This window comes from Bradyrhizobium sp. ORS 86 (assembly GCF_045571475.1).
GTDB lineage: Bacteria > Pseudomonadota > Alphaproteobacteria > Rhizobiales > Xanthobacteraceae > Bradyrhizobium.
In genome coordinates this window covers 4,847,773-4,867,330 of record NZ_CP120699.1, presented here as the reverse complement: position 1 = coordinate 4,867,330, position 19,558 = coordinate 4,847,773, and the positions used below count along the sequence as shown (strand labels likewise).

Sequence of the window (19,558 nt, the reverse complement as noted above, 5' to 3'; positions counted from 1 at the left end):
GGTCTGCGACAGGTAGGGTTAGATGCTTGCCAAGGACATTCTCCGCATCGTTCTCTACGGCGTCGGGCTCAGCTCTCTCGGCGCGGTGATCTATTTCGCCGGTCCCTTTGTCGCGTTCGGCGACTGGCGTCCGCTGGAGAGCCATATCGTCCGCGAGATTGCCATTCTGCTGCTCACCACGGCCGTGGCAGGCATCGTCGGCCTCAATCTGTTCAAGCGGCGCAAGAATGCCAAGGAGATTGCCGACGGCATCGCAGGCGCGGATCAACCAGCCAGCGATGAGCCGGTGCTCAAGGAGCGCATGAAGGATGCGCTCGCAACGCTCAAGACTGCAAGCGGCAACAAGTCGGGCTATCTCTACGATCTGCCGTGGTACGTCATCATCGGTCCGCCCGGCGCCGGCAAGACAACGGCGCTGGTCAACTCCGGGCTCAAATTTCCGCTCGCGCGCGGGGCGACGCCGGCGGCGATCGCGGGCGTCGGCGGTACCCGCTACTGCGATTGGTGGTTTACCGAGGAAGCCGTGCTGATCGACACCGCCGGCCGCTACACGACCCAGGATTCCAACAGCAAGGCCGACAAGGATAGCTGGCTGGCGTTTCTCGACATCCTGAAGAAGAGCCGGTCGCGCCAGCCGATCAATGGCGTTCTTGTCGCCATCAGTATCGAAGACGTGCTGACGCTGCCAAAGCAGGAGCTCGCGCTTCACGCCGATGCCATCCGGATGCGCCTGCTCGAGCTGCACCAAAGGCTCAAGGTCAGCTTCCCGGTCTACGCCTTGTTTACCAAGGCCGATCTCGTCGCCGGCTTCACCGAATACTTCGCCTATCTTAACGAGGCCGGCCGCCGCCAGGTCTGGGGCGCCACGTTCCAGACCGCCGACAAAACCCGCAATCTGGTGGGCCAGATCCCGGTCGAGTTCGACCGTCTGCTGGAGCGTCTCAGCGAAGAGACGCTCGACCGCCTGCAGGACGAACCGACGCCGCAGCACCGCGTGCAATTGTTCGGCTTTCCGGCGCAGATGGCGCGGCTCAAGCCCCAGATCCACGATTTCCTCAACCAGATCTTCGAGCCGACGCGCTATCACGTCAACGCGAACCTGCGCGGGTTCTACTTTACGTCCGGCACACAGCAGGGCACGCCGATCGACCAATTGATCGGCTCGCTGGCGCGTACGTTCGGCGCAGAAGAGGTCGGCGCCGGATCCTATTCCGGCACGGGCAAGAGCTACTTCCTCGCCGATCTGATCTCCAAGGTCATCATCGGCGAGGCCGACTGGGTCTCGACCGACCGTGCCGCGGTGCGTCGTGCACTGATCCTGAAAACCGCAGCTCTGTCGCTGATCGGCCTGATCTCGGTCGGATTGATCGCGGCGTGGCTGACGAGCTACAAGCGCAACTCCGATCTGATCGAGCAGAGCCTGCAGGCGGATAGCGAATACGCGGTCGCCGGAGCGCCCCTCATCAAGCAGACGCTGATCGCCGATCATGATCTCGACAAGGTGCTGCCGCTGCTCTACCGGCTGCGCAACGCCCCGGCGGGGTACCAATCGCGCAACGAGCCGGTGGCACTGTCGGCGCGCTATGGGCTGAGCCAGCACGCCCGGCTGTTGTCGCCCTCGAAGGCGGCCTATCACACGGCGCTCGAGCGCATGTTCCGGCCCCGCCTGCTGTATCGGCTGGAGGAGCAGCTCAATGCACGCATCAACGAACCTGCCTTCGTCTACGAGGCGCTGAAGGTCTATCTGATGCTCGGCGGCCTGCAGGCGCCCGACCGCGAGCTGATCCGCTCCTGGATGCAACGTGACTGGGCGGACAATCTCTATCCCGGCGCGACCAACGCGGAAGGGAGGCGTCTGCTCGACGAGAATCTGGTGGCGATGTTCGACCTCGAGACCGAGCAGCCGCCACTGGTCGAGCTTGACGGCCGATTGATCAAGCAGGCCCAGACTTCCCTGGCGCGCCTCAGCGTGTCGCAGCGTGCCTACGAGTTTTTGAAATCGGAAGCACGCACATCGACCGCTGGCGACTGGATCGCCGGCCGCCGCGGAGGTCCCGACATGGCCGTCGTGTTCGAAACCACGACAGGGCAGCCTTTGGACGCGGTGCGGGTGCCTGAGTTCTTCACGTATAACGGCTTCCATGAGAAGTTCGTCTCCCGGCTTCCCGGATTGTCGGAGCGCATGAAGCGGGAGCGTTGGGTCTTGGGCGATGCCGGTCAGCAGTCGGCCATCGATCAACAGTACGACAGTCTGGCCGGCGATCTGCTCAACATCTATTCCAACGAGTTCGTGACGGCCTGGCGAACGGCGCTGGGCAGCCTGCGCTTGAAGAAGCTGCTCGCCGACAAGCCGAAATACGAGGTGCTGAGAGCGCTGTCGGCGCCGACTTCGCCGATGCGACAAATCCTGGAATCGGTGCGCGACGAGACGATGCTGACCAAGGAAAGGCCGAAGTCCGCGACCGCTACAGCGCCTGCCGCGGCCGCCGCGGCGACGGCGCCGGCACTCTTCAGCAATGCCCAGGACGGACCGCTCGGGGCGACGATCGAGGCGCAATTCAAGCCCTATCATGCGGTGCTCGAAGGCGAGAGCACGCGCCGGCCGATCGACTCGACCATCGCCAATCTGAACGACATCGCGCAGAACCTGACGCTGATCATCGAGAGTCCGCAACTGACCGCGCAGGCGACCGCTGCGCTTCAGACCCAGGTCGCAGCGCTTCGCAACAACGCCTCGCGCATGCCGCCGCCGTTTTCCGACATGCTGCGGGCGGCGGCCGGGGAGTTCGAAGGTAGTATCGCGGCCTCGACCGCCGGACAGATCCTTCAAACGCTGCGCGATCAGGTCACGCCGGTCTGCCAACAGACGATCACCAACCGCTATCCGTTTGTCCGCAGCAGCAGCCAGGAGGTCCCGCTCGCGGACTTCGCCAAGCTGTTCAGCCCCAACGGCGTTATGGACAAGTTCTTCAGCCAGTACCTGGCACCTTATGCCGACACGTCGCGGTCGGACTGGGTGTGGCGAAAAGAGAGCCCCGTCGGCCGGTCGTTCTCACCAGACACGCTCAAACAGTTCCAGCATGCGGCCTATATCCGCGATGCCTTCTTCCAGACGGGCGGGGGCGTGCCGGCGGTGTCATTCGCGATCCGGCCGCCAGGGGCAGGCGAGCCGGGTGTGACCGTCAAGACTGAGATCGGCGGCACCGTTATTACAAGCCCCACCACTCCGGCACCGGCCGCTTCGTCCATGTTCGCCGGTCCGCCGCCGGCGCCGCAACCACAGCCACAGAGTAATGCGCCGACGACCGTCCTCTGGCCGGGCCCATCGCCGCGGACGGCGATTTCAGTCAGCAACGACACCGGCCCGCCGTCCGTGCTGGAGCGCATCGGTCCCTGGTCGTTATTCCGGATGCTGGAAGCAGGCTCGTTGGTGGCGAAGGCGGAAACAGCCAGCGCGACTTTCATCGTCGCCGGGCGCGAGCTCAACTATCGCATTTCGACCGGTTCGTTACGCAATCCGCTGAATCTGTCAGTGCTCCGCGAGTTCCGTTGCCCGACCGGGATATGACCATGCGCTGCGGTTTGTTCGGCAAGATCGGCGCGAAGCGCGATTTCATCGCGATCGCAACCCCGCGCAGCTTCCTTGAAGCCTGGGAGCCGTGGATGCAGTCTGCGCTGTCGGCAAGCCGCCACCAGCTTGGGCCAGCCTGGCAGCAAGCGTTCCTGACCGCGCCGGTCTGGCGATTCTGGCTCGGCGCCGCGATCTGCGGCACCACGGTGGCGGGTGCAGTGATGCCCTCGCTCGACGGGGTCGGGCGGTACTATCCATTGACGCTGCACGCGGTGACAGACGATGACGCCTCGCTGCCGCCGCCGAACATTGATCCGCAGGACGAATGGTTCGGGCAGGCGGAGGCCTTCCTGCTTTCGACCCTGGATCGCGCCGCAACCTTCGAGCAAATCTCCGATGCGCTCGATCGTCTCGCGGTGCCACGACTTCAGGCGAGTGTCACCGACGGTCCACCGATCACATCGCTGGGCGCCGCGACCATCGGGAGGGCTTCGGCGATCGACGCATTCGCCGGGTCGTTTGCCGCACTTTGCGCCGCCAACCCACGGGTCTATGCGGCGGCCAGCTTCTGGTGGACTGCCGGAGGCGAAGGCTTTCCTCCATTGGCGCTGTGTAGCCGCGGATTGCCGGATCCGTTCCACTATTCCGCGCTGATCACCGGCGATCTCGACCGCGCAGCATCCAAATCGGGATGACGGGCGATGATCCACATCCCATCCTCGTTCGACGTCGGTAGCGTGACCCACGCCGGACGGGTGCGGGCGCGGAACGAGGACTCATGTCTGGTCCGAACCGATGTCGGCCTGTGGGCGGTCGCCGACGGCATGGGCGGTCATGAGGCCGGTGATCTCGCCAGTCGCATCGTCGTGGAGTCGCTCGATACGATCGGCACGCCGGAATCGGCGGCTGACTTGCTGGCGGACTGCGAGGAGCGGCTGTTCAGCGCGAACCAGCAGATATTGGCACTTAGCCGTGAACGGCAGGGTGCCACCGTGGGTACGACAGCGGCGGTTCTGCTCGTGCGCGACGGCTATTACGCCTGCATATGGGCGGGCGACAGCCGGGTCTATTTGATCAACCGCGGCCGCATCAACCAGGTGTCGCATGATCACAGCGAACTGGAGGAACTGATCGCTGAAGGCGCGCTGTCGCGTGAGGACGTGAAGGATTGGCCGAACAATGCCATTACCCGGGCCGTCGGCGTTGCCGATGATCCGGAGTTCGAGGTGGTGACGGGGCCGGCCGAGCCGGAGGACATCTTCGTGATCTGCAGCGATGGCCTGACCAAGCACTTGCAGGATGACGAGATCCTGCAGCAGGCGGTCACGCGGCGCGCCCAGGCGGCTTGCGATGACATGCTCGCCATGGCCCTTGATCGCGGCGGGCTCGACAACGTGACGATCGTGATCGTGCGGCTGCTGATGCCGCGATCCTCGGAGCCGACACGATCGCCGCTCGATCGGGAGTCGCAACAATGAATTCGAACGATCCGTTCCGAGCGTCCTATCACGGCGTGCCGCCCGGCACCCGCCTCAATGGCATCTACGAGATCGAAGCGATGATCGGCGCCGGCGGCATGGGTGAGGTCTACAAGTGCCGTGAGATCCAAACCGGATCGGCGGTTGCCGTGAAGATGCTGCTGCCCGACATGATCGACAACGAGGCGGCGCTGGCGCTGTTCCGTCGCGAAGCCGCAGCGCTGCACAATCTTCCGCATGACGCGATCGTCCGCTACTTCCTGTTCACCGTGGAGCCGGTGCTGCAGCGACCATACCTCGCGATGGAGTTCGTGAACGGCCGCTCGCTCTCGCACATGCTCGACGAAGGACCGTTGACCTTCGAGGCACTGATCAAGCTGAAGCAGCGCGTCGCATCGGGTCTGGAGGCCGCCCATGAGCACGGCATCATCCATCGCGACGTTTCCCCCGACAACATCATCGTGCCGCTCGATGATGTCAGGCGGGCCAAGATCATAGACTTCGGTATCGCCCGGTCGACCCAAGTGGGTGACAAGACCATCATCGGCTCGAGCTTTGCCGGCAAGGACAATTACGCATCGCCGGAGCAGGTAGGGCTGCACGGCAATGAGGTCACCGCGAAATCGGATGTCTACAGCCTGGGTCTCGTGCTGTTCCACGCACTGACCGGACAGAAGCTCGACATGGGCGGCAGCCAGTTTCAACTGGTGGAGAAGCGCCGGCGTGTGCCCGATCTCGGTGCGGTGGACATGCGCATCCGGCCTTTGCTGGAGCAGATGCTCCAGCCTGATCCGGCATTGCGTCCAACCATGGCCGAGGTCGCCAACTGGATGCCGACCGGTTCGGCTGAGACACCTTCCACGCCGATGTACGGCTTCGATCCGCTGCGGCGACCGGAAAGCACGGCGCCGGCGTCGCGGGACGGGATTCCACCAACGGCGCGGAGCCTGCGCGGCCTCTGGCTGGGTGCGGGCGTGGCAATGGTGCTGCTTCTGCTCGGCGGAGGTGGATATGGCTTCTACAAGATGGTCTGGTCCGCGCCCGGCGTCGCGGCCTTGCCGCCACCTCCGAAACTCGCCGGGACACCGTCACCCCCGAAGGTCGAACCCGCTGGACCGCCGCCTGGACGCCAGGAGCCAGTGAAGCTGTCGGCGCAGCCGACGGTGACACCAACTCCGGCACTCGATGGGCCAGGGCGAGCCGAGCGGATCCGCAAATATGTGGCCCAATATTCCGGCGGTGACTGCTTCTTCATCCTTCCTGTGGCCGTGAGCCAAAGCGCCGCCATCATCGAAGGCTTCGGCGCCTCGACGGCCCCGTTCGAGACCTTCGACAAGGCGTTCCGGCGGGAGCAGGGATTCGAGGCCTCGGTCGGCGTCAGGCAGGTGACCCCCGCGCAATGTCCGGCCGTACAGTTCTTGAGTCAGGTCGGCGGCGATCAGGCGCGAGCGCCCCGCATCACGTTGTCGGCGACCGAGCTGAAGGCCGGCGAAACGCTCAATGGCACGATCGAGAACTTCGCCAATCGCGTCGTGGAGTTGCTCATGGTGTCTGATCGCGGCGAGGTTCAGAGCCTGTCTTATCTGCTCAAGCCCGGCATCGACTCGCTTTCGTTTACGCTTCCGATAGCGCGCGCGAGCGGTCCGCAACTGCTGTTGGTCGTGGCGACCCCGCAGGTCTTGGACTCGTTGCGCCAGCCGCGGCCGACGGCTGCCGATACGTTTTTCCTGCAGGCGCTCAGCGAGGCGCAGCGCAACAAGATCACAATCACCGCAGCGGCGCGCTACGTGCTGCTGACGAACTGATCGGCCCGCTCAGAACTTTCCGATCACCAGGATCTTCAGGTCGGCATCCGGCTTGAAGTCGTTTGCCGTATATTCAAGCGTGTTTCCGGAAGAGGATGGCTTGAGCCGCCCTGGACAGAAGCTGACCAAGCGGTCGCTGCCGCCTGGATCGATGGTCAGCTTGAACGACCGGATCGGCCCGGCCCAATTCGCGCCGGTCTTGAGCACGTACGATATGCGCCGTTCCTGCAGCTTCGCGGTGTTGGCCTGGCTGTCGCCTGCGCGCTTGTCGATCTCGGCGAGGAGCGCATCCTGGATGCAATACTCCTTCCGGTAACGCGCGACCTCCTGACTGAGAGCGCTGCTACGGCGCAGGCTGGAGCGCAGAATGGTGTCGGGGCTGGACCCGACACTTGGCCGATACTGGTGTTCGACCGTGACGGTTCGCGCGGGCGGAAAGACCTGCTGGCGCACGGCCGAGGTCTTGGTAACCCAGCCCGGCGCATATTGCTGGCGCCCGTTGTCGCTCATGCCGGCAGGCATAAGCAGCCCGTCGTCTACGAGCCGCGTTCGGGTCGCCGCGGGCAGGTCGGCCGCCCGGATCTCGCGGCCACCGACCGGCAGCAGCGGCAGCCTGAGCTCACGGAGCAGGGCGCTGACATCCTTGTTGCCAACCATAGCGCGCTGATCGATGGTCAACGGCGCCGGGCTGCCGTCGACTTTGGTCTCGAAGTCGACGAAGTTCACCGGATCGTTCGACGGCAGCGCAATGGTCTCGGCGTCAGACAGGTCGATGTCCGGCAGCGGAAAAGCGACAGTCAGCGTCACCGGCTTGCTGGTGAGGTTCGTGAACTGGTAGCGAACACTGATCCTGTCGAGCGCGATATGAAGGTCCTCGCTCGCCATGGCCACGTCATTGGTGCGAACGAACTGGAGCCCGCCGATCGACAGTTCCGCGGCCGAGTCGTTGGCCCGCGCCGGCCAGGTCATCGCGATCGACAGCGCGACCGCGAAGGTCCGAAGTCGAAGCGACGGCGAGATGAGCGCTTTGTCCACCATGCTACTGTCCATGTGGCGTCGCAACATATGCCTGTTCCAGCCGGTGTGGATCAATCGATCGCCTGGTAAAGATCGCCCCATTCGGACTTCCAGACTGCGTCTGGATCGCACACCACGATCGCGAGCTTCAGGTCGTTGGCCAGCCGGATCGCGCCGCGAAAGGCGTCCCGAGCCGGCAATTGGGCGCTGACCTGGTCGGTGGTTAGCCGTCCTCCACTCGCGGCCGCAGGCAGCACGACCGATCCGGTGGCGCCATTGCTGTCGCGCTTCAGGACCAGCGTGATAGCGTCGGGCTGGACTTCATTGACCTGCTCAAATCTATTTCGAGCCATGATTTCGCACCGCAAGCTGAAGAGGTTCGGACGATCACCGTCCGGTGATGAATTGAACGCGATTGAAATTTCCAACCACTAATTGACGTGCCGCATTACCGGCATGTCGAGTTAGTCGGTCCGGCGCGGCATTCGGTTCGGGGTATGTTGAGGCGAACATGCTTCGTCGAATTCATTGGATTTGGTTATTCATCGTTAGCGCGATTTCTCTCCCTGTCGGGGCGCATGCCGACGACACCGTCGTGCGCAGTTTTGCCGGCGGCTCGGCGGCTTCCATGGTCGGCATCATTCCGGCAAGCGAGGACGTGGAACTCGCAGGCCCGCAAGCGCTCGCTGCCGACGGGCAGGGCAACTTGTTTGTGCTCGATCAGGTCAACGGCCGCATTCTCCAGTTCGATCCCAAGCAGCCGAGCTCCGATCCTGACGTCCTCAAGATGCCGAAGGACGTCCAGCCGACCGACCTTGTCGTCCACAACGACGACATCATGGTCTGGGACGGCGGGGTGCGGACGCTGAAGGCGGCACCGGGACAATCCACGCGCGGACTCGGTGGCGACGTGATCCAGCTTGAGGAGGTCTCGAGCCGTGGTGCGGACGATCAGGTCGCTGTCTCGGCTTTCGCGCAGATGGGATCGCAGGCGCTCGACAGCGCGACCGACTTGCTTGATCAGAACACCCGCGCGGCCATCGTCAAGACGACGCGGCAACCCGACCGGCAATATGTCGCGTCCCGAAGCAAGGGCTCGGTGATCGCCGACATCATTCCGGACAAGGGCAACGCCAGCGTGCGGATCGAGATCCAGACGATGGTCACCAACGAGATCATTGCACAGCTCGGCCTGCGCGTGCGCAACCAGCTCGGCACCGTGGAGTTTCTCGAGATAGACAACAGCGACCGCTTCTATGTGTTGGCCGAGGACATTCCGCCATCGGGGAAGAACGCCTCCACATTCGTCGCGCGTTATGCCGCGAACGGCCGTCTCGAGGGAATCTACGAACTGCCCTTGGAAAATACGCCGCTGACGAGGCGGTTCGTCACGGTCTCGGGCGATGGCGATGTGTATTTCCTGCGCACCAAGCCGGACGGTATCGAAGTGGTTGGTGTCGGATTCCGTCCGCTAGGTAAAGTTGCGGCGATCGACGTGCGGCCGTCGCGAGCGGCTGCGGCGCCGGCGGAGAAACCCGAGGTGAAGTTCAGCGCGACAGCCGCTGTGCGGCCATCCAATCGTCAGCAAGCGATCGAGACCGCGTTTGCATTCGAAGGCTTCCAGTGGAAGCTGACGCAGGCGAATTACGGCAGCGATCCGGACAGCCAATGCAGCGGCCTCAATCGGATTCGCCGGCCGTGGTATCTTCAGGGCAAGGTGAACCAGGAGGTGCGCGGCGTACCCTATTGCTGGGGTTGCCACGGTTCGCTCGCGAACTTCCGGCAACGGATCGAGAGCGGGACGCTGGCCGGAAATGTCTGCACCCGCAACGCGCCGCGCCCGGATGTGGCGGGCGTTGATTGTTCGGCATTCGTCAGCGCCGCGTGGGGACTGTCCGTCCACTATACGACCGCCGCCATTCCCGCGATCGCAGCGCCGGTGGCAAATCCGTGGGACCTCAAGCCTGGCGATGCGTTGAACAAGCCGGGCTCACACGTGATGTTGTTCCTGCGGTTCACGCCCGATCGCAAGGCGGAGGTCATGGAATCCTCGACGGGAGGCTGCAACGGCCGCGTCTGCCGCAACGTCTATCCATTGGCGAGTCTGCTCGCGCGCGGCTACATTCCGGTCCGCTTTCGCGCCTTTGCGGATGATCAGACCACCGTTTCGGCGAGCGCCTATCAGGAGACCGAAGCGCCGGCGGGCCGCAAAACGGCAACTAAGAGACGCTGAACCACGCGTGTCGTTGGCGCTACAGAATGGGTAGGCATGATGGCGAGGTGGGTCACGATGCGGATGCCCAGAGGACTTGATCGCGGGGTCGGGCGGCTATTCGTCACGATCGGGCTCGCCGTATTGATCGGTCTGGCAATCCCGCGGGCGCACGCGGCAGATGGCCTGTCGATCAGCAATCCGGACGGTGCCGCCGTACGCGCGCTCGTGATCGGCATCGACGACTATCAGCACGTGCGCAAGCTGAAGGGCGCGGTGGCCGACGCAACGGACATCGTGACCAGCCTGAAGTCCATGGGTGTTGGCGATGTCATCGAGCTGACCAACGCCCAAGCCGACAGGGCAAGCGTCCTGCGTGAGATCAGCGCGCTGGTGGAGCGCACCAGGAACAACGACCTCATCCTTCTGTCGATCGCCGGTCATGGCAGCCAGGAGCCGGAGCGCGTCAAAGGCTCGGAACCGGATGGGATGGAGAACGTGTTTCTGCTGCCGGGCTTCGAAACGACGCCAAGCGGCTCCGTCGAGCGCATTCTGGGCAGTGAGTTCAACCATTTCATTCGGCAGTTCGAGCTGCGCGGCGCCAAGGTGATCTTCGTGGCCGACACTTGTCATGGCGGCGGAATGGTGCGCGATATCGATCCGCGTGCCGCGGAGATGAGCTTCCGGCAGGTGCCGCGCTACACGTTGCTGGTCGACGAACTGAAGCCGGTATCGGACAGCAACGATCCAAAGTCCGAGCTCGATTTCGACCATACCGCGTTCCTGGCTGCGGTTGATCGCTACACCAAGGCGCCGGAAGTGCGTATTCCCGGCATCGATGGTCTGCGCGGGGCTCTCAGCTACGCGGTGGCGCGGGCGATGGAAGGCAGCGCGGACATCAATCACGATGGCAAGGTGACGCTCAAGGAGCTCTTCAGCAATGTTCGGCAGGTGGTGTATCAGCTCTCGGACCAGCGCCAGAACATCGTGACGATATCATCGCCGGCGCAGACGCCGGAAACCGATGTCGCCTTCGAACTGACACGCGGCGTGGTGCTGATCCAGGGACCGTCCGCGAGAGCGGCCTCTGGTCAGGCCGGAGCGGCGGCGCCCGCCGAGGGACAGGCGCAGGCGCCGTCGACTGTCATGGCCAAGGCGCCCACGATTCCGACATTAGCCGCTGCGACCAAGGCAGCTCCAACCAGCGCGGTTCCGACCAACCCCGCGCCGACGTCTGTTCGTCTCACGGCACCGATCCGACTGGCAGCGCTCGACGGCAAGACGAACTATTTTGCGGGCGTGACGCCAAAGGACGTCACAGTGCAGGCCGTTCAACCGACGGATAATCCGGACCTGATATGGGACCCTGTGTCCCACGACGTGATCGCCTGGGGTGATGTGGTCGCCTATGGGGTGGACGTGACGGGTTTGCCGACGGTGGTTGACCGGACCGCAGCGATCCGCGAGCTCAAGCGCATGGCGACCCGGTCACCGCAGATGATGCGTATTTGGCCGGACGATCGACAGCAGCGTGCCGGCCAGACGATCGAAGTTGACCTGTCCGACGTGGCCTCAAGGGCGGTGCTGCTGTTCAACGTGTCCGGCGATGGTACCATCCAGATGTTGTATCCGGTGGGTTCGGATGCGGCGCTGTCCCGGTCGGCAAGCCTGCGGTTGCCACTCAGGGTGGGCGAGCCGTTCGGTGCGGAACAGGTTATTGCGGTGACCTCGCAACAGCGCATGGCCGACCTCGAGACGGTGCTGATGCAGCTCAATCGCCGCCGTGCCTCGGGGCAGGTCATCAAGAGCCTCGAGCGCTACCTGCCTGCGGACGCACGGATTGCCTCGATCGGCTTCTTCAGCGCTCCCTGACGTTTGGGGAGAAGCACCGGCCATGTCGTCATCGCAGCCGATCCTCCACGAGCGATCCTGGCTCGCATTCCTGCTGCTGCTGGCGGGAAGCGGGGCTGCGTCGGCAGCGCCGCCGCCATCGGCATCGCCATATGTAAATATGGCGAACGCACCACGGGTTTGGCCCGTACAGGCCGCACGCGGGCAGACCAATACAGCAAATGTGTCCCTCGAGATACTGCCGAGCCAGACAGTCGACGTCGGTGCCAAGATCTCGTTCGGCGTGACCGCCAGGAAGCGGGGATATCTCATCCTGGTCGATGTCGACGCGGAAGGGCGGATGTCTCAGATCTTTCCGACTCCCGAGCTGCTGGCGCAGACGGACGGACGCGACATCAATCTCGTCAGGCCTGGGGTCGAATTCGTTATTCCGACGCCGGCGACGCGGCAGCGCGGATTTGAATATGTCGTCGCGCCGCCGACCGGGGCTGCGCTGATGGTGGCGATCCTGAGCGAGCGGCGGGTGCAGTTGCTCGATCTGCCCGACTTGCCCCGCAAGCTGCAAGGGCAGGCGGAAGCGTTGAGCTATTTGTCGACCTGGACCAGTGAGCTGCGGGTACCGGACGACGGCAGCGGAAAGCTGGTGACCAACAACTGGTCGTTCGACGTCAAGCCTTATTCCATCAAGCGACCTCCGTGAGGTTACAGCTTGCTCAGGCGGCTGAAGAAGCCACCCCGGGCGATCATGTAATGAATATCCTTCGGAAAGGGAAAAGCGTCGCGAACGTTGGAGATGGCTTGCTGGAGAAACTCCCCGTGCTGTGGCGACGGCCTGTGGTGCAACCGGGGTTGGTCGGCGACCTGCGGAATCATGAACCGATCCACGAAGGCCGGGTCCAGATCGTTGACCCGGACCATCTGCCCGAACGCTGGGAACAAGTCGTAATGGCCCAGGGTCACGTTGAGGTTCTTGAGGGCGGGGCGCTGTGGCTGAGCTCGATTGCCGTCGATTGTCGCCAGCCCGCGTCCGATCAGGTCCAGTTTCACGGATTGTGGCAGAGTTGAGGGGCCGTACACGATCTCGAGTGCGCGGCCGCTCTGTCCCGACAGCCACTGGTACCAGAACGTCGCATCGTCGGATTGCGCTCTGGCACCGTAGAGGCAGTCAAATCCCCAGCATGCCGTCAGGTTCGAGTCATACTTTCCGAGGCTTCCGACGAGATTGCGCATCGCATTGCCGCCGCCGGAATGGCAGGCGATGATGAGCCTGCCGATCTGGAGCTGAGGAATGGACGTGGAGGAGGCGCCCAGGAAGCTTGCAAGAGCCCCGAGGATCTCATCGAGGTAGCGTTCGCCCCATTTCGGGCTTGCGAGGTCCTTGACGCTGTAGCTTCCGGCAAAGCCGTCGGCGACGGCGTATTCGTAGCCCAGGAATGGTGCGATGAGCACCACGTCCTTGCCGGAATCGCGGACCTGCTCGCGCAATCGCGCCGGATCGTTGTGGAACAGGAATTCATGATCTTTGACGTAGAATCCGTGCAGCCAGATTACGACATCGAACTTGGTCGCGGCTGTGACGTGTTTTGGCGGAAGATAGACGGCTGTCGGCTTCATGCCGGGCGCCTGGCGCTTCGTGAAGAGCGTCACCCCCGGAAAGGCGCTGACGTCCTTCTGCTCAAGCTCGCACGCCACCACAAGGCTGCTCCGCGTCTAGTGGCAGACCTCGACATTGCCGGTGTTGCCTCCGGGACCGCCGCCGCCGCGGTACTCGAGGTGACAGCCGCTCCGCACCTGTCGGCACAGATATTGATCGCAAACGATCTGACCGGTGCTGCCGCCGGACCTCGCCGTCGCTTGTCGTCGTGGAGCGTCCACTGTCGGCTCTCGCCTTTCGCGGGCTGGACGATCCGCACGTAACGGACGCTCGTCTGTATTTCGTTTTGCAACCGGCTTCTTCCCGCGCCGCTTCTCGCATTCATTGTCGTCGTTGAGGAACGAGCCCTCGGCACAGGTGATCTTCACGCATTGGCCGCCGTCGGCCTTGTAGCCGTGATCGCAGATCAGGGGACAGACCCGCGACGGCTTGAGCTTGATCGCGTCAAGCGCATCAAGGCTTGCGAGCTTGGCGTCAAACTTGGTTCCCGCGTGCCGGTTGAAGAGGGCCAGCGAGCGCTGCGAAGCCGCATTCCATTGGCCATCAATGGCACCGGTGAAGCAGCCGACGCGGCTGAGCTCGCTCTGCACGGACTTGGCGATATCGCTCTTGTCGGCATCAGTCTTGGCAACATCAGTCGGGCGCGGCTCCGGGCTCAGCGCGGCGAGGTTGGGAGCCTTGTCAGCCTGCACGGGCGCGACGGTCTCAGGATTGCCTGCGACGGTATTCTCAACAGCCGGCTTGTTTCCGGAGAGGGCAGCCATTGCGGTTTCCGAGTCAGTTCGCTTCCGCTCGGCCTCGGCTGCCTGGTCCTGCGCCGCCTGCTTTGCCTTTTCGGCGGCAATGCGGGCGTCTTCCGCTGCCTTGAGATCGGCGGCCGCTTTCTCCCGGTCGGCCTGCTGGGTGTTTTGGGACGTCAGCCGCGCCTGCTGTTGTTCGGCCTGCCGCGCCTTCTCGATCGCTGCGACGCGTGCATCCTCGGCCTCGAGTTGATTAAGCTGCAACTTGGCCAGATCAGCGTAGTATCCGTCCGGATGCTGGCTCAGGAACGCGTTCAAGGCGGCCTTGTTGCGGAGCTGCAAGGCCAACTCGTAATCACGACGAATCTCGGACTGGGGATTGGCCGCTTGCGTCGGCTCCTCCGTCTTGGGCGCGGGGACGAGAGCGACGTCCTCGCCGCCCAGCGAGCCGTAGACATAAGGCTCTTGCCGGTTGCCCGTGGCTTGCAAGACATCGTCGCGGACGAAGCCGAAAGCTCTGCGCAAGTCGAGCCCCGGCTTGGCGATATATTTCACGAGAGCCGTCGCGTAAGGACTGTTCTTGCTGTTGCCGTCGAGCGCCGTCAATCCGGCCTTCGCCGCGAATGCGATCAACGTGTTGGACACGGTGGGTTCGACCCTGGCCAGCCCGCGACTGATTGATCGCGATGCAACCGTTCGCTTCATCGTGTCGGCAAAGGGATTGTTGCGGCACGCATCCACGATCACGACACGGAGCTGCCGCGCCGGCTCGATCGCCAGCAGGACACGATCGAGCGAGAACGCCTCGTCATAGATATCGGTGTCGCGTTCAAGTTTCGCGTCTGTTGGGATCAGATAGTTCGTCCCGTCGATCTCGATACCATGGCCCGCGTAGTAGACCAGCGCAATGTCGGCATCCCGCGCTTGATCGGCAAAATCTCTCAGTGCCCGCCGCATGTCGCTGGCGGCGAGGTTGAGCCTCGAGTCAACCACATCAAAGCCGGCGCCTTTCAAGGTTGCGGCGATGGCGGCCGCATCGTTGGCCGGGTTTGGAAGCAATGGGACGTTCTGATAGCTGGAATTGCCGATCACCAAGGCCACGCGCTTGGTCGCCCAAGCCGGCTGGCAGGCCAGGAACAGTGAAGCAGCAAGAAGAAGGCAAACGCGGAGGTGCCTATGCAATCTCATGGCGAAACATCCTGCGGCTGCCCGAAGACAGGTAGCCTTGCGAAGATGGCCCTAAAAAATGCTCAGTGAACCAATTCGCACGCTACTGGCGGCCACCTGTCCGCGTACAGCGACAATTATGAGCCCGATCCATTCCTCATGTTGTCGTTCGACGCAGTGAACATGTTCAAGCCCGCAGCGAAGATTGTGGCGGCCAACGGGCTCGAATGAGGGGTCATCGGTTGCTGTCAGTTGCGGCGTAAGGCATTGATATGCCTTGTGATTGAAGCCATCGCGCGATCCTGCCACTGCGCCGTGAGCACGCCGTTCGAAAAACACGTTTCGGCGAGCGGCATGTGAAGTGGGCGAAGGCTAGCAGCGCTTGATCGGACAGACCGGCGAGAACCGCTCGAAGGTTCCCATGCTGATGATTACGGCCGGATGTCGGGCCTGATCGCATTGCGCGATGCGGAGTCAGTGCGGCGCTCACCTCGCTTGATCTGCAAATCATTATCCAACACCATTTGCCCAGAACGCACGAAGATTGAATCGAAATCCAATTTGGAGAACCTTATGTCCATTCCGCTGAGAATTTACATCACGCCGTTTGCTGAGAAAGGTGTTCTGGAGCCCGGAAAATGGAGTTGCGATGCGGCCAAGAAGGCACTGGATGTGGTCAATACGATCTGGTCAAAGGCCAAGATTTCGTTCGTGATCAATGATTGCCTGATAGACAAGCCGCTCGACATGGCCAAGAGCGCCCGCAACGATGATAAGCGGATGCTGGGTGTGCTGAGCCTGCGCCATGATCCCGACAATGCGGTCCATATCTATCTGGTCAATCCGATTCAAAATCTTCCAGCAGGCGGGGGCTCATACCTTCATAGCGATCCGGAGCCGGCCAGCTTTGTCCAGTGGTATGGCGATGACTTCGCGAATGGACGCGCCTTCGCGCATGAACTCGGTCATCTCATGAGTGTCGACCACGTCGACATCGATTACATGAACGAGAAGCAGGCGGCCGCACTACACGGCAACCTCATGGCGAAAGGCTTGAGCGTCGGCAGCGACTTGACCAAGCAGCAAATTGAGACGGCCAAGGGCTCAAGACTGGTCAAGCGGTTTGGCGGCTGACATTGCTTGGGGCCAGTTGATGCCGGTCGCGCCGGCCGCTGGTCGGGATAACCGGAACGATGCCGCGATAGGAGCGGGCGGATGTCAGTGTGCGTTTCCGTTCGTCATCTGCGCTGGTTGTAGACGTCGATGCACACCGCACCCAGCAGCACGAGCCCCTTGATGACCTGCTGATAGTCGATGCCGATACCGAGAATGGACATGCCGTTGTTCATCACGCCCATGATCATGGCGCCGACCACCGCTCCGCCGACCCGGCCGACGCCGCCATAGGCGGAGGCGCCGCCGATGAAGCAGGCGGCAATGACGTCGAGTTCGAAGCCGAGGCCTGCCTTCGGCGTTGCGGTGTTGAGGCGCGCGGCGAAGACGAGCCCGGCCAGGGCCGCCAGGACGCCCATGTTGACGAAGGTCAGGAAGGTGAGGCGCTCCGTCTTGATGCCGGATAGCTTCGCCGCCTTCGCATTACCGCCGACCGCGTAAATGTGACGGCCGACCACGGTTCGCCGCGTCACGAAGCCGTAGAGCGCGATCAGTGCCGTCATGACGACGAGCACGTTCGGCAGGCCGCGATGCGAGGCGATCATGTACGTGAAGTAGAGGACCACGCCGGCCAGTACCACGCTCTTTCCGACAAAAAGTGCATAGGGCTCGACCTCGATGCCATGCGACTGCTCCCGCGCGCGGCCTCTCGCGCTGGCGTAGACCATCGCAAACGCAAGCGCGGCTCCGATCAGGAGCGAGGTCGGATGCAGCGTGCCGGTGTCGGGGAGCAGTTCAGGTATGAAACCCGACGAGAGCTTCTGGAAGGTCGGCGGAAACGGCCCCACCGACTGGCCCTGCAGGACCGCCAGCGCCAGGCCCTTGAACACCAGCATGCCCGCCAATGTGACGATGAAGGAGGGGATTCCAAAATAGGCCACCCAATACCCCTGAGCCGCGCCGATTGCCGCGCCGAGCAGGAGGCAGGCGAGGAAGGCGAGCGGCGGGTCGAGGTGATAGCGGACCATCAGCACGGCTGCGACCGCGCCGACGAAGCCCGAGACCGAGCCGACCGAAAGATCGATATGGCCGGTGACGATCACCAGCAGCATGCCGAGTGCCATGATGACGATGTAGCTGTTCTGCAGCACCAGATTCGTCAGGTTGAGTGGTTGCAGCAGCGTGCCGTTGGTGACAAGCTCGAAGAACAGCATGATCGCGAACAGCGACAGCAGCATGCCGTAGTTTCGCAAGTTGTTCTTGATGAAGCTGGCATGCCGCCGCTCTTCCGGCAGCGATACCGTCTTGTCGGTCATAGCCTCATTCCCTCCGCAAGCGCGTCGTTGACGCTGATCCTGTTCCCCAGGCTTTTGTTGCGCATGATAGCATGCATGATCTTTTCCTGGGTCGCATCATCACGCGCAAATTCACCAACAAAAGCCCCCTCGTTCATGACGTAGATGCGATCGCAGGTGCCGAGCAGCTCCGGCATTTCGGACGAGATCACGACGATGCCCTTTCCGGCAGCGGCGAGCTCGTTGATGATGCGGTAAATCTCGTATTTGGCCCCGACGTCGATGCCGCGGGTCGGCTCATCGAGGATCAGAACCTTTGGGTCTGTCATGAGCCATTTCGACAGCACGACCTTCTGCTGGTTGCCGCCGGATAGGGTCGCGGCCTCCTGATAGACGTCGGAGCAGCGGATGCGCATCCGGTTCCGATAGGCTGTGGCGGCCTTCAACTCGCCGATGTCGTCGATCACCCACCTTGGCGCCACCTGCTCGAGGCTCGCCAGGGTGACGTTCTTGCGCACGTCGTCGGCCAGGATCAGGCCGAGCTGCTTGCGGTCTTCGGTGACGTAAGCGAGCCCTGCGTCGATCGCCGCCGGGACGCTGGACAGCTCGACCTCGCGTCCGTCCAGCGTGATGCGGCCGGTGATCGCGGTGCCCCATGCGCGGCCGAACAGGCTCATGGCGAACTCGGTACGCCCCGCGCCCATCAAGCCGGCAATGCCCACGACCTCACCGCGTCGGAGGTGGAAGTCGACATTCTTGATGACCCGCCGCTCGGGGTGGAGCGGATGATGCACGGACCAGTTTTTGACCTCCATCACCGTATCGCCGATGCGCGCGTCGCGCTCGGGAAACCGATGGGCGAGATCACGATTGACCATGCTGCGGATGATCCGCTGCTCCTCCACGGGCTCGGTCCGGCAGTCGAGGCTGTCGACCGTGAGTCCGTCGCGCAACACCGTGATGCGATCAGCGACGCGGGCGACTTCGCTCAATTTGTGGGAAATCAGGATCGAGGCGATGCCCTGGTCGCGGAAGGCAATCAGGCGGTCGAGCAGGGCTGTGCTGTCGGCCTCGTTCAAGCTCGCCGTCGGCTCGTCCAGGATCAACAGGCGCACGCGCTTGGAAAGCGCCTTGGCGATTTCGACCAGTTGCTGCTTACCGATGCCGAGGTCGGTGACGAGCGTATCAGGCTGCTCGCGCAAGCCGACCTGGGCCAAGAGCTCCCGTGTGCGCCGGTACACCGCGTCGCGGTCGACGACTCCGAACCGTGCCGGAGGGTGCGACAGAAAGATATTCTCGGCGATCGACATCAGCGGGATCAGCGCGAGCTCCTGATGGATGATGATGATGCCGAGCGCCTCCGAATCGTTGACGTCGCGAAAGCGCCGCTCCTCGCCGTCGAAGGTGATGGTTCCTTCATAGCTACCATGAGGGTAGACGCCGCTGAGCACCTTCATCAACGTGGACTTGCCCGCGCCGTTCTCGCCCACCAGGGCGTGGATCTGGCCGGCCTCCACCGAGAAACTAACGTCGCGCAACGCCTGCACGCCGGCAAACGCCTTGCTGACACCGCGCATCTGAAGCATCGCCGTCATCGCATCATGTCCCGCAATGTCCCGCATCGTCGCGCCGCCGGCGGGCGCGGTCTCGCGCCC

Annotated in this window: 14 protein-coding genes; 8 read left to right on the top strand and 6 right to left on the bottom strand. The window is 63.1% G+C overall.

Going from position 1 to position 19,558, the window contains the following annotated elements:
- Positions 1-22: 22 nt before the first annotated feature.
- The 4 genes from tssM to P6U25_RS22745 are packed head-to-tail and all read left to right on the top strand — an operon-like array spanning position 23 to position 6,854.
- Positions 23-3,568, top strand: a complete 3,546-nt coding sequence (gene tssM, locus P6U25_RS22760) for a type VI secretion system membrane subunit TssM (RefSeq protein WP_407147008.1) — start codon at positions 23-25, stop codon at positions 3,566-3,568.
- Entirely contained in the window at positions 3,565-4,266 is a 702-nt protein-coding gene (tagF, locus tag P6U25_RS22755; RefSeq protein WP_407147007.1) for a type VI secretion system-associated protein TagF, read from the top strand. The genes tssM and tagF overlap by 4 nt, the downstream gene beginning before the upstream one ends.
- Positions 4,267-4,272: 6 nt before the next feature.
- A complete protein-coding gene (locus P6U25_RS22750; protein WP_407147006.1) occupies positions 4,273-5,049 on the top strand; it encodes a PP2C family protein-serine/threonine phosphatase in 777 nt (258 codons plus the stop codon).
- The gene (locus tag P6U25_RS22745; RefSeq protein WP_407147005.1) at positions 5,046-6,854 is read left to right on the top strand and encodes a protein kinase domain-containing protein; all 1,809 of its coding nucleotides are present in this window, start codon (positions 5,046-5,048) and stop codon (positions 6,852-6,854) included. The genes P6U25_RS22750 and P6U25_RS22745 overlap by 4 nt, the downstream gene beginning before the upstream one ends.
- Before the next feature lie 9 nt (positions 6,855-6,863).
- On the opposite strand, the gene P6U25_RS22740 is transcribed toward P6U25_RS22745, so the two are convergent.
- Together P6U25_RS22740 and P6U25_RS22735 are read right to left on the bottom strand one after the other, a co-directional pair.
- Positions 6,864-7,892, bottom strand: a complete 1,029-nt coding sequence (locus P6U25_RS22740) for a DUF4424 domain-containing protein (protein WP_407147004.1) — start codon at positions 7,890-7,892, stop codon at positions 6,864-6,866.
- 50 nt (positions 7,893-7,942) lie between these two features.
- Complete coding sequence (locus P6U25_RS22735; protein ID WP_407147003.1) at positions 7,943-8,224, bottom strand: hypothetical protein; 282 nt, start codon at positions 8,222-8,224, stop codon at positions 7,943-7,945.
- A 158-nt stretch (positions 8,225-8,382) separates the two neighbouring features.
- Here P6U25_RS22735 and P6U25_RS22730 point away from each other — a divergent pair, with 158 nt between their 5' ends.
- From P6U25_RS22730 to P6U25_RS22720, 3 genes are read left to right on the top strand one after another with little or no spacing between them, the layout of a single operon-like run.
- Entirely contained in the window at positions 8,383-10,104 is a 1,722-nt protein-coding gene (locus P6U25_RS22730; protein WP_407147002.1) for a hypothetical protein, read from the top strand.
- Between the two features lie 57 nt (positions 10,105-10,161).
- Positions 10,162-11,955, top strand: a complete 1,794-nt coding sequence (locus P6U25_RS22725) for a caspase family protein (RefSeq protein WP_407147001.1) — start codon at positions 10,162-10,164, stop codon at positions 11,953-11,955.
- A 22-nt stretch (positions 11,956-11,977) separates the two neighbouring features.
- Entirely contained in the window at positions 11,978-12,634 is a 657-nt protein-coding gene (locus P6U25_RS22720) for a DUF4384 domain-containing protein (RefSeq protein ID WP_407147000.1), read from the top strand.
- Positions 12,635-12,636: 2 nt separating this feature from the next.
- Here P6U25_RS22720 and P6U25_RS22715 read toward each other — a convergent pair whose 3' ends face one another.
- Together P6U25_RS22715 and P6U25_RS22710 are read right to left on the bottom strand one after the other, a co-directional pair.
- The gene (locus P6U25_RS22715; RefSeq protein ID WP_407146999.1) at positions 12,637-13,629 is read right to left on the bottom strand and encodes a hypothetical protein; all 993 of its coding nucleotides are present in this window, start codon (positions 13,627-13,629) and stop codon (positions 12,637-12,639) included.
- Positions 13,630-13,644: 15 nt separating this feature from the next.
- Positions 13,645-15,516 carry a caspase domain-containing protein gene (locus tag P6U25_RS22710; RefSeq protein WP_407146998.1) on the bottom strand — a complete coding sequence of 624 codons (1,872 nt, stop codon included), beginning with the start codon at positions 15,514-15,516 and terminating at the stop codon, positions 13,645-13,647.
- A 420-nt stretch (positions 15,517-15,936) separates the two neighbouring features.
- On the opposite strand from P6U25_RS22710, the gene P6U25_RS22705 reads away from it, so the two are divergent.
- On the top strand, positions 15,937-16,629 hold the full coding sequence (locus P6U25_RS22705; protein WP_407146997.1) for a hypothetical protein: 693 nt from the start codon (positions 15,937-15,939) through the stop codon (positions 16,627-16,629).
- Between the two features lie 104 nt (positions 16,630-16,733).
- Here the strand turns inward: P6U25_RS22705 and mmsB are convergent, their stop codons facing one another.
- Both mmsB and mmsA read right to left on the bottom strand, forming a co-directional pair.
- Positions 16,734-17,924 carry a multiple monosaccharide ABC transporter permease gene (mmsB, locus tag P6U25_RS22700; protein WP_407146996.1) on the bottom strand — a complete coding sequence of 397 codons (1,191 nt, stop codon included), beginning with the start codon at positions 17,922-17,924 and terminating at the stop codon, positions 16,734-16,736.
- On the bottom strand, positions 17,921-19,498 hold the full coding sequence (gene mmsA / locus P6U25_RS22695) for a multiple monosaccharide ABC transporter ATP-binding protein (RefSeq protein ID WP_407146995.1): 1,578 nt from the start codon (positions 19,496-19,498) through the stop codon (positions 17,921-17,923). The genes mmsB and mmsA overlap by 4 nt, the downstream gene beginning before the upstream one ends.
- Positions 19,499-19,558 lie beyond the last annotated feature (60 nt).